We start from the raw sequence: 13,557 nt of genomic DNA, 5'->3' as shown, positions 1-13,557 counted from the left end.
GACTGTCAATGCTCATCCGGCATCGACCTGGAAGGTACGGCCTTGCAACGCGATTGGGCGTCGTCGGGGCGGCCCGCCGGTCGAGGTAGGTCCACTGGGTCGGACACGGCAAAAGCGTTGACAGCGGCCGACCAGCCGCCCTAGCATCAGACTCGACTCCAGGTCGACTTGATTGTGTCGGCTTGCCGCAGGAGGCTCCAGTGAAGACCACCGCCGCAGTGCTTTTCGAGGCAGGCAAGCCCTTCGAGATCGTCGAACTCGACTTGGCGGGGCCACGCGACGGCGAGGTACTCATCAACTACACCGCGGCCGGACTGTGTCATTCGGACCTGCATCTGACCGACGGTGACCTGCCACCTCGTTTCCCCATCGTCGGTGGGCACGAAGGAGCCGGCATCATCGAGGACGTCGGCCCGGGCGTCACCAAGGTGAAGCCGGGCGATCATGTGGTGTGCAGCTTCATCCCCAGCTGCGGGACCTGCCGGTACTGTTCGACCGGCAGGCAGAGCCTCTGCGACCTGGGCGCCACCATCCTGCACGGCAGCATGCCGGACGGCAGCTTCCGATTCCGCAGTGGTGGAACGGAATTCGGCGCCATGTGCATGCTCGGGACATTCGCCAAGAAGGCCACGATCTCGCAGCACTCGGTGGTCAAAATCGATGACTGGCTGCCCTTGGAGACCGCCGTGCTGGTGGGCTGCGGGGTGCCGACCGGCTGGGGTAGCGCCACCTACGCCGGCAACGTTCGCCCCGGCGACATCACCGTCATCTACGGTATCGGCGGCATCGGCATCAACGCGGTGCAAGGTGCGGTGCACGCCGGGGCCAAGTACATCGTCGTCGTCGACCCGGTCGCCTTCAAACGCGAGACCGCACTGAAGTTCGGTGCCACCCATGCCTTCGACAGCGCGGCCGCCGCGGCCGAGAAGGTCGTCGAACTGTCCTGGGGGCAGGGCGCGGACCAGGCGATCGTCACGGTCGGAACGGTCGACGAAGACGTCGTCTCCGCGGCGTTCGACGTGGTGGGCAAGGGCGGCGCGGTGGTCGTCACCGGACTCGCCGATCCCGCCAAGGCGACCATTCACGTCTCCGGCGCCATGCTGACGCTCACCGAAAAGACAATCAAGGGAACGCTTTTCGGATCGGCCAATCCGCAGTACGACATCGTCCGGCTGCTGCGGCTCTACGATGCCGGGCAGCTCAAGCTCGACGAGCTCGTCACCACCAAGTACACCCTCGAGGATGTCAACCAGGGCTACCAGGATCTGCGTGACGGCAAGAACATCCGTGGGGTGATCATCCACTAGGGCCGAGGTACCAGGTGTGCATTGGCACCACTTGAGCGCACCAGGGTCCCCGTATCCGCATTATCGCGTCGGTGTAGGAAGGGATCACCCGGCTTTGCACCCCGGCGGCGCTGGACACCTTCTATCGATGGCAGAGGTTCTCATGTCACTGTTCGACATCTCCGATCGGGCCCAGAAGTATCAGTCGGATCTGCGCGAGTTCATGGACTCGCATGTGTACCCGGCCGAAGCCGTGTACGACGAGCAGATGCGGGATGCGGGCGACCCGCACTACCACCCGCCGATTTTGGAGAAATTGAAGGCCGAGGCGCGAAAGCGGGGGCTGTGGAACCTGTTTCACCCACATCCCGAGTGGGGGCCGGGACTGACGAACCTCGAGTACGCCCCGCTGGCCGAGATCATGGGGCGCAGCCACCTGGCTTCGGAGGCGTGCAATTGCAGCGCACCGGACACCGGCAACATGGAGGTGTTCACGCTGTTCGGCAGCGACGAGCACAAGGAGAAGTACCTCAAGCCGTTACTGGACGGCACGATCCGCTCGGCGTTCGCCATGACCGAGCCCGCCGTGGCGAGTTCGGACGCCACCAACGTCGAGATGTCGATGGTCCGAGACGGTGACGACTTTGTGCTGAACGGGCGAAAATGGTTCGCGTCCAACGGTATGCATCGCAATTGCAAGGTGCTTATCGTGATGGGCAAGACCGATCCGGACGCCGCACCGCACCGACAACAATCGATGCTGGTGGTGCCGATCGACGCACCCGGTGTCACGGTGCGGCGCAACCTGTCGGTCTTCGGGTACCAGGACCGCGAGGGGCACGCCGAAATCGACTTCGAAGACGTCCGCGTGCCCAGCAAGGACGTGCTCAAAGGCGAGGGCGAGGGCTTCGCGATAAGCCAGGCCCGGCTGGGTCCGGGACGCATACATCACTGCATGCGTGCAATCGGATTGGCCGAACGCGCACTGGAACTGATGTGCCGGCGGGCCCAGTCGCGAGTCACGTTCGGAAAGCCGATCGCCGACAACGCCAACATCCGCGACTGGATCGCCGAGGCGCGCATCGACATCGAAATGATCCGGCTACTCACCCTCAAAGCCGCGTACCTCATGGACACCGTCGGCAACAAGGAGGCCCGCACCGAGATCGCGGCGATCAAGGTGGCTGCCCCGAACATCGCGCTCAAGATCGTCGACCGTGCCATCCAGGTGCATGGCGGCGGTGGCGTCACCGACGACTTCCCGCTGGCGATGGCGTGGGCGCACCTGCGCACGTTGCGGCTCGCGGACGGCCCCGACGAGGTGCACAAACGGACCATCGCCAGCCAGGAGTTACGCAAGTACCGCACGCCGCATGCCTGAGCAGGTTCCCGGTGTCGACGCCGAGGCCCTGCGGCGGTGGCTGGACACCCTAGATCTCGATGTCACCGGCGGACTCTCTTTCCAACGGATCGGACTGGGCCAGTCCAATCTGACGTACCGGGTGAGTGACGACGCCAGTCAGTCGTGGGTGTTGCGGCGCCCGCCGCTGGGGCAGCTGTTGGCCTCGGCCCACGACGTGGTCCGGGAGGCACGCATCATCGCCGCACTGGCCGGGACGGACGTCCCGGTTCCCCGGATACTCGGTGTCACAACGGATTCGGAGTTCACCGACGTGCCACTGGTGCTGATGGAATTCGTCGACGGGCTGGTGATCGACACCCAGGAGATCGCCGAAGCGCTGACCCCCGAGCAGCGGCGGCGGACCGCGCTGTCGCTGCCGCACACCCTGGCCAAGATCCACGCCGTGGACCTCGCGGCGGTCGGTCTGCAGGATCTGGCCAGCCACAAGCCCTACGCCCTGCGTCAGCTCAAACGGTGGGCCGGTCAGTGGGAGCTCTCCAAGACCCGGGAGGTTCCCGAACTCGACGATCTCACCCGCCGGCTACGGGCCTGTGTTCCCCAGCAGCGTGAAATCAGCCTGGTGCACGGCGACTTTCACCTGCGCAATCTGATCACCTCCCGGGTGGCCGGGGAGGTGGTGGCGACGCTGGACTGGGAACTGTCCACCCTGGGCGACCCGCTGGCCGACATGGGCAGCCTGCTCACCTACTGGTTGGAGCCCGGCGAGACGACGAGCGCCGACTACGAGCCGACCACGCTGCCCGGTTTTCCGGACCGCGCCGAGATGACCCGCCGGTACCTGGACGAGACCGGCCGCGATCCGGCCGCTGTACAGTTCTGGCACGTCCTGGGGCTGTGGAAGCTGGCGATCATCGCCGAGGGTGTGATGCGTCGCGCCATGGACGAACCGCTGAACAAGGCCGCCGCTGGGACGCCCACTACCACGCGAATCGATGCCATCGTGCGGATGGCCTGCAAAATCGCGGACAGTGCAGGGATTTCCGATTCTTAGCGCGCGGTGTTGCCGCCAGCCACCCGCTGATCTTCGGCCGGGGGGTGCCCGTCGCACCACTGGTCGGCCGGCACCGAGCGTCGCACCTCAGCGACGTGCTCGCCGCAGCCTTCCCACGTCGTTTTGCCGCAGACACGGCACCGCACCGCATAACACATGAGGCCAACCATAATCCTTGCGGTGAAACCCGCACGCGGCTATCGCACCACCTCGCGATGTCCGGCGTCGAGGCGACGTGTCCAGCCGCGGGCGTCGAGGTGTTCCAGCAGCGGTATCGCCACCCGACGGGTGGTGCCCAACGCTTGGCGCGCCTGGCTGGTGGTGAACGGCTGCTCGAGGCGGGCCAGTTCGCGCATCGCCAGCGCGGGCGCCGTCGGCAACAGCACCACGCCATCTCGCAACCGTAATATCCGACCGGTTCGCTCGGCGACGGCCAGCGCACGGGCACCCAGGCCGAGCGCCCGCAATTCGTAGGCCTCGGGCGCCCGGAACGGCTCGGCCCGCAGCCGAGTCTCCAGCTCGCGCACCGCCGCCTCGGCGTTGCCGAGATCCGCCCCGGCGCCGGGCACCCGGATGTGGCCCGCCCGTTGTTCGAGTCCCGCGTCGCGTACCAGCGCGTCGAGCAGCGCCTCATCCGGCAGGCCGAGCGAAACACGAGCAGCGCCACGAGAAAGACCGTCCGCCAACGGATCCCGTGCATGCAACGCCTTGACGGCGACAGCCAGTCGCTGCTGCCAAGCCTGGTACGTGCCGGTGTCCACCCACCAGCCGTCCAGTACCGTCACCCCGTCCGGCACCGCATCGGTCCGCAGTCCCAGCCGGCTCAGATGGGCTACGGCCACCACACCACGGCGGGCCACCTCGGCGGCGAGATCCCCACTGTCGCTCATCAAGGCCAGCGCCTGCTGCCGGCGCGCGCTGTCACCGCGACGCCGCAGTGCCGGCGGATCGGCGTCGAGCACCAAAGCCCCGCCGAGTACCCGACGGGTACCGGGGTCGCGCAATACCAGCCGGTCGCCCAGGACCAGTGGCAGTCGCCGGTCGAGGGCGAGCCGGCCGTGGTCGTCGCCGAACGGGCGCAGCCGGCCCGGCACCGCCGCGGTGCCGACGTGGACCACGAGTTGCGTCGGGGCTTCGGTCCACGGGCAGCCGGTGGTGCGTCGCGCGTCCACGGCGCGGGTGATCGGCCAGGCATCCGAGGTGAGCAGCACGTCCCCGCGCCGAACCACGTCGCGGGGAACGCCGCGTAGGTTCACGGCGGCCCGGGACACCGGTTCCAGCACCGGGTACGGTTTCCCGCAGCTCTGCAATCCCCGCACGGCGACACTCGTTTTCCGTTGTATCCCAAGCATTTCCAGTCGCTCACCGCTGGTGAGCGTCCCGGCGGCGAGCGTTCCGGTGACAACGGTTCCGGCACCGGCGATGGTGAAGGCCCGGTCCACCCACAGTCGCACCCGCGCCGCGGCATCCGGTGGAGGGACTTCGCTGAGCACCCGGTCGAGCGCGACGCGCAGGTCCGCCAGGCCGGTACCGTCCACTGCCGACACCACGACGCCCGAAGCGTCGCGCAATCCTGTCTCGGCCAGCTCCTCGCGGGTCCGGGCCAGCACCCCGTCGGCGCGCTCGGGCGCCCGGTCGGCACGAGTGACCACGATCAGGCCGTAGCGGATGTCCAGGGCAGCGATGGCGTCGCGATGGTCGCTGGACTGCTGCTGCCAGCCCTCGTCGGCGGCAACGACGAAACACACCACCGGTGCCGGCCCGAGGCCAGCCAGCGTATTGGCCAGGAATCGCTGGTGGCCCGGCACGTCGACGAAAGCGACCTCCCGGCCGGACGGCAGGGTGGTCCAGGCGAAGCCGAGGTCGATGGTCAGCCCGCGACGCCGCTCCTCTTCCCAGCGGTCCGGTTCCATGCCGGTCAGGGCGCGGATCAGGGTGCTCTTGCCGTGATCCACATGGCCGGCGGTGGCAACCACGTGCGCGGTCAGGGGGCCGCACCCAGGGCTGCGCGGACGGCGGCCAACAGGCGATCGTCGTCGGACTCCGGTATGCAGCGCAGGTCGAGCAGGCACGCGCCGTCGTGCACCCGCGGCAATACCGCTGGGCGACCCGTGCGCAGCGCTGCGGCCGCCGACTCGGGCAGCCGGACCGCCCAGCCCGGCAGCGGCACACCCGGCGCGCCGCCGCCGCCGACCCGGCCGTCGTGCGGAACCACCGGGGCTGCGACCGCCGCGGCCAATCGTTCGGCGCGGGCGCGCAGGGCCGCGGGGTCGGCATGCAAAGCCTGGGTCACCGGCGAAGTGCCGGCTCTTACCGTCGCCTCGAGCGCGGCCAGGGTGAGTTTGTCGGCGCGGACGGCCCGGGCCAGTGGGTGACGGGCCAGGCGGGCCACCACGTCGGCCCGGCCCAGCAGGATGCCGGCCTGCGGGCCGCCCAGCAGCTTGTCGCCGCTGGCAGTGACGATGTCGGCGCCGTCGGTCAGTGCCGTGGCGGCGTCGGGCTCGTCGGGCAGCACCGGGTCCGGCGCCAACAGACCGCTGCCCAGGTCGCTGATCAACGGAACCTGGCGGGCGGTGGTCACGGTGCGGAGTTCAGCGAGGGACACTGCGGCGGTGAACCCCGCCACGCGAAAGTTGCTCTGGTGCACCTTGAGTACGCATCCGGTCTGCGGGCCGATCGCGTCGGCATAGTCCGGGAGGTGCGTGCGATTGGTGGTACCGACTTCGCGCAGCCGGGCCCCGGTCGAGGCGATCAGGTCGGGCAATCGGAAGCCGGCGCCGATCTCGATCAGCTCCCCGCGACTGACCACCACCTCTTTACCCGCAGCCAGGGCGGTGGTTGCCAGCACCAGCGCGGCCGCACCGTTGTTGACCACCAGTGCGTCCTCGGCGGCCGGGCAGGCGACGAGCAATGCCTCGCGGGTCGCGGTGCCGCGTTTGGACCGGGCGCCGGTGGCGAGGTCGAGTTCGACGTCGACGTAGGCGCTGGCCGCGACGAGTGCCTCGAGGGCGCCGACGGACAGTGGGGCCCGGCCCAGGTTGGTGTGCACGATGACGCCGGTGGCGTTCAGGACGGGCGTCAACGAGGTGGTGGCCCGCGTGGTCAGGGACTGCAGCACCGCGTCCTGCACCCGGTCCGGTGGCAGGTCACCGCGGCGGGCGCGGTCCTGGATGTCTCGGATAAGTGTTCGTACGACGGTGTCGCCCAGCCGTTTTCGCGCTTGTTGCACCGCTGGTAGTTCCATCAGCTGATCCGTGCGGGGAATCAGGCGGCGCGGGTCGAGCTGTGTCACTTGATGTCTCGACCTCCTCGGGGCAATGTCGCGGAGGCGGACGGGAATCGAACCCGCCAGACCGAGATACTCGGCCTCACCGGTTTTGAAGACCGGGGGGACCACCAGGAACCCAAACGCCTCCAGGGTCCAACCTAGCCGGGCCGCCGTCGACTCAGCGCTCAAGGCGGGTTCTTCTCGCACTTTTGTGCCGCAGACGCAGAGTCAACTGCCGGCCGGCGTGGCCGTAATGTCGGGCTGATGAGGCGACTCACCGGCTACGCGCACGGCGGCGGCTGCGCCTGCAAGATCCCTCCGGGCGAACTCGAAGAGGCGGTCCGGGGCCTGACCGGTCAGGCCGGCCCCGACGTGCTCGTCGGGCTGGACGACGGAGACGACGCGGCCGCCGTCCTGGTTGGCGATCTTGCCGTGCTGTCCACCGCCGACTTCTTCACGCCCGTCGTCGACGACGCCTACGACTGGGGCAGGATCGCCGCGGCCAACGCGCTGTCGGACATCTATGCGATGGGCGGCCGCCCGGTGGTCGCGATCAACCTGGTCGGCTGGCCGCGGGACCTGCTGCCGCTGCAGCTGATGACCGAGGTGCTGCGCGGCGGACTGGCGGTGGCATCCGAGGCCGGCTGCCCGGTGATCGGCGGACATTCCATCGACGGATCCGGAACCCAAGTACGGCATGGCCGTCACCGGCGTCGCCGATCCCGGCAAGCTGCTGCGCAACGATGCCGCCGAGCCGGGACTGCCGCTTACTCTCACCAAGCCGATCGGCGTCGGGCTGCTCAACAACCGGCACAAGCAAACCGGCGAAGCCTTCGCCGAAGCCATCGCGACCATGACCCGGCTCAACCGCGACGCAGCCGAGGCAGCGGTGGCGGCGGGGTTGAAAGCCGCCACCGACGTGACCGGCTTCGGCCTGCTGGGGCATCTGCACAAGCTGTGCCGGGCCTCCCGGGTCGGGGCGGTCATCGAGCGCGCCGCGGTTCCGGTGCTCGACAGCGCCACCGACGCGCTGCGCGACGGCTTCGTCTCGGGAGGGACTAGGCGCAACCTGGACTGGGTGCGGCCGCACCTGCGCGCGGCGCCCGGCGTCACCGAGGACGATCTGCTGTTGCTGGCCGACGCCCAGACCTCGGGCGGGCTGCTGGTGGTCGGCGAGTTACCGGGACATCCGGTCATCGGCCACACGGCGAGCGGACAGGGCATCGAGATCCGCTAGCCGCCGCGCTCGGGAACTCAGCCGGAGGTGGTGATCGAGTCGCCGGTGATGCCGGCCGCGCGGCGGGCCGCGAGCCTGCGCTTCTGCGGCTCGATCGTGTAGCGGGGATCGCGGGCCGACTCTTTGCCCGCTTCGAACACACCAAATCTGGTGAGCGCCGACGCCGCCATCAGCGCCGCGCCGGACATAGCCGCGAGTAGGCGATTCCGGCCGCCGAGCAGGGTGCCCGCGGCACCCGCAACGGCTAGGCGCTCGCTCCACCGCAGCATCGCCCCCGGGCCACCGTGATGTAGCGGTTCGGCGGCCACCGGGTCCATCCGGCGTTCCATCAGTCTCATCGCCACCACATCGCCGAGCACGCCGAGCACGGCCAACCGGCGCACCGGGCCGGTCTCGGCGACCGGGGTGGTGATCATCGCCAGTCCGGACGCGGCCAGGCTGGCCGAGCTGACGAACACAAACGCCAAGTCCTCGTGCATGGCGTTCCAGGTCGGAGTCGCGGTGTCGGCGAGCAACACCGCGGTGTAGGCCGCCAGCGGTGGCGCGAACAATCCTGCTTCCAACCCGGCAGGGCCTTCGACCGCCCGCAGCACTGGCCGCAGCGGACCCAGCGGCAGGCGCTCGCCCGTCAGGCGGTCGATCTCGGCGGCGGCGGCCACACCGGCGCCGGCACTGAAGGCAGCCAGAATCCAGGAGCCGACGCTCATCGGCGAGGTGAGCTTGATGGTGCGCATCATGTTGACGAACCGTTCGGGCCGGCCGAGGTCCTTGACCAGCGCAGCCGCCCCGATTCCCGCCGCCGCCAGCGCCGACAGCCGGGCGTTGCGGCGCAGCGTAGCGCGCCCGGTCAGTTGGGCGCCGGCCGCCAGCAGGCCGGACCCACCGGCCACTCCGCCCAGGAACAGGTACGCCGCGACCTCGTGTTCCCACGGCGCGGGCTTGACCACCGGGCGCCCGTAGTACGAGGTGAACTCTGCCTCGGGGACCATCAGCGACTCGTCGCGGCGCCGCTTTCCCCTGCCCCCGCCGGCGCCGTTTCCCGCCGGTCGGTTCCGGAGGCCGCAGACTGTCGAACTCAGACGTACTCACCGGGCCCTCCAGAACGCAAGCAGCACCGCCGCGGCAACCATCCCGACCCCGGCCAGACCGGCCCGGTTGAACATGCGCGGCAGATCGGCGGTGCACACCCTCGGGTCCGGCGGCAGGCCGTACACCTCGGGCTCGTCGAGCAGCAGGAACACCGATCCGGTGCCGCCGACGCCGTCGTTTTCGTTGGCGCCGTACAACCGGGCTTCGGTCATCCCGCGGGCGTGCAGCGCCGCGACCCGCTCCCGGGCCTGCTGCACCAGGCCGTCGTGGTCACCGAACTTGATCGACGTCGTCGGGCAGGTCTTGGCGCAGGCGGGTTCCTGATCGTCGAGGAGCCGGTCGTAGCACAGGGTGCATTTCTGCGCGACGCCCGTGACGAACTCCTCCGCCGGTCGATCCGAGCGTTGCCCGGACCGTTGCGCAGGGGTTCGGTAGGTGCCGTCGCTGCGGCGCTCGACCACCCCGAACGGGCACCCTGCCACGCACGTTCCGCATCCGTTGCAGACGTCGTGCTGCACGACGACGGTGCCGAACTCGGTGCGGAACAACGCGCCGGTCGGGCAGACGTCCAAACACCCGGCATGGGTGCAGTGCTTACAGACGTCGGAGGCCATCAGCCAGCGGAACTCCGGGGTGTCCGGCGGCGTGAGGTCCGGCTTGCCCGGCATGGCCGGCATACCCAGACCCACCAGGGCCCGGCCGGATTCGCGCGCCTGCTCGATGCGCTCGCGGCCCTGCTCGATGAACGCGACGTGCCGCCAGGTGCTGGCGCCCAGTTGGCCGGTGTTGTCGTAGGAGGAGCCGAGCAGCTCCAGGTCGCCGTCGAGGGGGTTGCGATTCCACTCCTTGCAGGCCACCTCGCACGCCTTGCAGCCGATGCAGATCGAGGTGTCGGTGAAGAATCCTTTGCGCGGCTTGGGATCCGGCCATCGAGCATCGCCGGTGGGGTCGGTTGGTCCGGCCAGTTGACCCATCAGCCCTCCCGGTTGCGCTCGGTGAGTCGAACGTTATCGGTCTCCACGGTCACGCCCGCACGCGACTGGTACTCCTCGATCAGGCGCAGCAGTTCCTCGCCCTGGGGTCGGCGGCCCGGACGGATGTCGCAGGATCCGGCCTTGGACTCCTGGATCTGCACGTTCGGATCCAGCGTCACGCCCAGCAGGTCGTTCGCCCCGTCGCCACTCACCACGGCGTCGCTGCCCACGCCCCAGTGATACGGCAACCCGATCTGGTGGATGGTGCGTCCGCCGATCGTCAGGGGTGTCATTCGTTCTGTCACAAGAACTTTGGCCTCGATCGCGCCGCGCGGTGAGATGATGGTGGCCCAGCCGTAGGGCTGCAAACCGCGGTCGGCGGCCAGCTCCGGGGAGACCTCGCAGAACATCTCGGGTTGCAGCTCGGACAGGTAGGGCAGCCAGCGGCTCATGCCGCCCGCGGTGTGATGTTCGGTGAGCCGGTAGGTGGTGAACACGTACGGATACACCTGCGAGCCTGGTTCGCCGCCACTCGGAGCCCACAGATTGTCCTTGCGCGGGAACAGGATTCGTGACGGGCTCTGCTGCTGGGGATAGAGCGCGTTGGCGATCGGCGATTCCTGCGGTTCGTAGTGGGTGGGCAGCGGGCCGTCGACCATGCCCTTCGGGGCGAACAGCCAACCCTTGCCGTCGGCTTGCATGATGAACGGGTCGTCGCCGGCCAGCCCGTCGGGTCCGCCGACGTCGGGATCGGGCCGCGAACCGGGAGCGCGGTCGACGGGGAAGTCCGGGACGTCGTGTCCGACCCACCGGCTGTGCTCGGCGTCCCACCACACCAGCTTCTTGCGTTCGCTCCACGGTTTGCCGTCCGGGTCGGCCGAGGCGCGGTTGTAGAGGATGCGCCGATCGGCCGGCCAGGCCCAACCCCATTCGGATTGCATCGGGCTCGGGCCGCCGAGCGGCACCCGGCGGGCGGCCTTGTTGACGCCGCCGGCATAGACCCCGGAGTAGATCCAGCAGCCGCAGGCCGTCGATCCGTCGGCACGCAATTCGGTGAATCCCGACAGCGGGGTACCGTCCGCGCGAAACCCGTTGATCTCGGCGAGCACCGACTCGGGGTCGGGTTCGCCGTGCTCGTCGACGGGGTAGTTCCAGGTCAGGTCTAGCAGCGGGCGGTCGCGTTCGTCGGTGGACCCGGCCAGGCGCTGCCGGATCCGGTTTCCGAGTTCGACGAAGAACTGCAGTTCGCTCTGGCAGTCGCCGGGCGGTTCGACCGCCTGGTGGCGCCACTGCACCACCCGCTGGGTCTGGGTGAATGTCCCGGACTTCTCGACATGGGTGGCGGCGGGGAAGAAGAACACCTCGGTCTCGATGTCCTCGGTCTTCAGTTCCCCGGAGGCGATCTCCGGTCCGTCCTTCCACCAGGTGGCGGATTCGATGAGGTTGAGGTCGCGCACCACCAGCCACTTGAGGTGTGACATGCCCAGGCGCTGCATCCGGCCGTGCGCCGACCCGACGGCCGGATTCTGGCCCAGGATGAAGTAGCCGTCCACCTCGTCCTCGAGCATCGACATGACCGTCTGATAGGTGCCGTGCGGGCCATCGAGGCGGGGCAGGTAGTCGAACGCCCAGTCGTTGTCTTCGGTGGCGGCATCGCCCCACCACGCCTTGAGCAGGCTCACGATATAGGTGTCGGCGTTGGCCCAGTAGCCCTTCTGCGTCTTCGGTCCGGTGGCCTCGATGTAGTCGCGCAACGTGTTGTGAATACCGGCTTTTGGCATCGGCAGGTAGCCCGGCAGCAGGTTGAACAGCGTCGGGATGTCGGTCGAGCCCTGGATGGTGGCGTGCCCGCGCAACGCCATGATGCCGCCGCCGGGCCGTCCCACGTTACCCAGTAGCAACTGCAGAATCGTTGCGGTGCGGATGAATTGGGCTCCGAGCGTGTGCTGGGTCCAGCCCACGGCGTAGGCGAAACAGGTGGTGCGCTCACGTCCGGAGTTTTCGGTGATGGCTCGCGCGAGGTAACCGAAGTCCTCGATGCCGATGCCGCAGACGTCGCGCACCATCTCGGGGGTGTAGCGGGCGTAGTGCCGTTTGAGAATCTGGAACACCGTGCGCGGGTGCTGCAGTGTCTCGTCGCGTATCACCCGCGCGTGTGCCAGTGGCGGCCCGCCCATGCCGTAGGCGTCTCCGGCGGCCCGATCGGAGGCGCTGGCGCCGTGCTCGTGGTCGGCGTCCTCGTGCTTGGCATAGGCCCAGGAGGACTGGTCATACTGCCCGGTCTCGGGGTCGAAGCCGGAGAACAGGCCGCCCAGATCCTCGGTGTCCCGGTAGTTTTCGTTGATCAGTGTGGATGCGTTGGTGTAGGCCAGCACGTACTCCCGGAACCACAGGTCGTTGCTGATCACATGGTTGATCAGGGCGCCCAGCAACACCACGTCGGAGCCGGCCCGGATCGGGATGTGCTTGTCGGACAACGCCGACGTCCGGGTGAAGCGCGGGTCGACATGAATCAGCTTGCAGCCGCGGGCTTTGGCCTCCTCCACCCATTGGAAGCCCACCGGGTGGCATTCGGCCATGTTCGAGCCCTGGATGACGATGCAGTCCGCATTGGCCATGTCCTGCAGTGACTGGGTGGCGCCGCCGCGCCCGAAGGAAGTTCCCAGACCGGGAACTGTGGCGGAGTGTCAAATACGGGCTTGGTTCTCGATCTGGATGGCGCCGGCGGCGGTGAACAGCTTCTTGATGACGTAGTTCTCTTCGTTGTCCAGCGTTGCCCCGCCGAGTGCGGCGATCTTCATGGTGCGCCGCAACGGGTGCCCCTTTTTGTCGATGTCCTGCCAGGCGTGCCGGCGGGCTTCGACGAAGCGGTCGGCCACCATGTCGATGGCGGTGTCGACATCCAGCGACTGCCATTCGGTGGCGCGCGGCGCCCGGTAGAGCATCTTGATCTGCCGGCCCGGCGAGTTGACCAGCTGTTCGCTGGCCGACCCCTTCGGGCACAGCCGGCCCCGCGAGATCGGCGAATCGGGGTCACCCTCGATCTGCACCACCCGCTCGTCCTTGACGTACACCCGCTGCCCGCAGCCGACCGCGCAGTACGGGCAGACGCTCTGCACTACCCGATCGGCGGTGCTGGTGCGCGGGGTGATGGAACGGGTGTCCTTGGAGGTCACCGCCGGGCCGCGGCCGAACACATCCCCCGAGCGAAACTGCCGGACGACGGGCCATTCCAGAAATAGACGCGAGACGCGGTTCTTGGGAGCCATATGAGAAGACTAGTGCGCCC

General features: G+C 68.5%; 8 protein-coding genes, 1 tRNA gene and 1 pseudogene. 4 read left to right on the top strand and 6 right to left on the bottom strand.

Annotated elements, in window-relative coordinates; all coding sequences use genetic code 11:
* Positions 1–200 precede the first annotated feature (200 nt).
* The 3 genes from L6444_RS01090 to L6444_RS01080 all read left to right on the top strand — a co-directional run bounded on the left by L6444_RS01090 (position 201) and on the right by L6444_RS01080 (position 3,700).
* Positions 201–1,307, top strand: coding sequence for an NDMA-dependent alcohol dehydrogenase (locus tag L6444_RS01090; RefSeq protein WP_236979722.1), 1,107 nt, complete (start codon positions 201–203; stop codon positions 1,305–1,307).
* Between the two features lie 142 nt (positions 1,308–1,449).
* Positions 1,450–2,667, top strand: coding sequence for an acyl-CoA dehydrogenase family protein (locus L6444_RS01085; protein ID WP_236984551.1), 1,218 nt, complete (start codon positions 1,450–1,452; stop codon positions 2,665–2,667).
* Positions 2,660–3,700 (top strand): phosphotransferase family protein, encoded by a 1,041-nt coding sequence (locus L6444_RS01080; protein ID WP_236979720.1) that lies wholly within the window; start codon positions 2,660–2,662, stop codon positions 3,698–3,700. The genes L6444_RS01085 and L6444_RS01080 overlap by 8 nt, the downstream gene beginning before the upstream one ends.
* 197 nt (positions 3,701–3,897) lie before the next feature.
* On the opposite strand, the gene selB is transcribed toward L6444_RS01080, so the two are convergent.
* The 3 genes from selB to L6444_RS01065 form a co-directional block, all read right to left on the bottom strand.
* Positions 3,898–5,676, bottom strand: coding sequence for a selenocysteine-specific translation elongation factor (gene selB, locus L6444_RS01075; RefSeq protein WP_236979718.1), 1,779 nt, complete (start codon positions 5,674–5,676; stop codon positions 3,898–3,900).
* An 8-nt stretch (positions 5,677–5,684) separates the two neighbouring features.
* Positions 5,685–6,992: an L-seryl-tRNA(Sec) selenium transferase gene (gene selA, locus L6444_RS01070; protein ID WP_236979716.1), complete on the bottom strand. Its 1,308-nt coding sequence runs from the start codon at positions 6,990–6,992 to the stop codon at positions 5,685–5,687.
* A gap of 31 nt (positions 6,993–7,023) precedes the next feature.
* Positions 7,024–7,116, bottom strand: a tRNA-Sec gene (locus L6444_RS01065).
* A gap of 116 nt (positions 7,117–7,232) precedes the next feature.
* On the opposite strand from L6444_RS01065, the pseudogene selD reads away from it, so the two are divergent.
* Positions 7,233–8,205 (top strand): annotated as a pseudogene (selD, locus tag L6444_RS01060) (selenide, water dikinase SelD).
* Between the two features lie 17 nt (positions 8,206–8,222).
* Here the strand turns inward: selD and nrfD are convergent.
* From nrfD to fdh, 3 genes are all read right to left on the bottom strand, one after another.
* Positions 8,223–9,194, bottom strand: coding sequence for an NrfD/PsrC family molybdoenzyme membrane anchor subunit (gene nrfD, locus L6444_RS01055; RefSeq protein ID WP_459561268.1), 972 nt, complete (start codon positions 9,192–9,194; stop codon positions 8,223–8,225).
* A gap of 96 nt (positions 9,195–9,290) precedes the next feature.
* Positions 9,291–10,268, bottom strand: a complete 978-nt coding sequence (locus tag L6444_RS01050) for a 4Fe-4S dicluster domain-containing protein (protein WP_236979714.1) — start codon at positions 10,266–10,268, stop codon at positions 9,291–9,293.
* On the bottom strand, positions 10,268–13,537 hold the full coding sequence (fdh, locus tag L6444_RS01045; RefSeq protein ID WP_236979712.1) for a formate dehydrogenase: 3,270 nt from the start codon (positions 13,535–13,537) through the stop codon (positions 10,268–10,270). Before fdh ends, L6444_RS01050 begins: the two co-directional genes overlap by 1 nt.
* Positions 13,538–13,557: the final 20 nt, after the last annotated feature.

This window comes from Mycobacterium kiyosense (assembly GCA_021654635.1).
GTDB classification, from domain to species: domain Bacteria; phylum Actinomycetota; class Actinomycetes; order Mycobacteriales; family Mycobacteriaceae; genus Mycobacterium; species Mycobacterium kiyosense.
The sequence above is the reverse complement of the archived record's forward strand: the minus strand, read 5'-3'. Positions and strand labels throughout refer to the sequence as shown.

Coding starts and splice junctions, on each gene's coding strand:
- L6444_RS01085 (WP_236984551.1), top strand. CDS start 1,450: ATGTCACTGTTCGACATCTCCGATCGGGCCCAGAAGTATCAGTCGGAT.
- L6444_RS01080 (WP_236979720.1), top strand. CDS start 2,660: ATGCCTGAGCAGGTTCCCGGTGTCGACGCCGAGGCCCTGCGGCGGTGG.
- nrfD (WP_459561268.1), bottom strand. CDS start 9,194: ATGGTCCCCGAGGCAGAGTTCACCTCGTACTACGGGCGCCCGGTGGTC.
- L6444_RS01050 (WP_236979714.1), bottom strand. CDS start 10,268: ATGGGTCAACTGGCCGGACCAACCGACCCCACCGGCGATGCTCGATGG.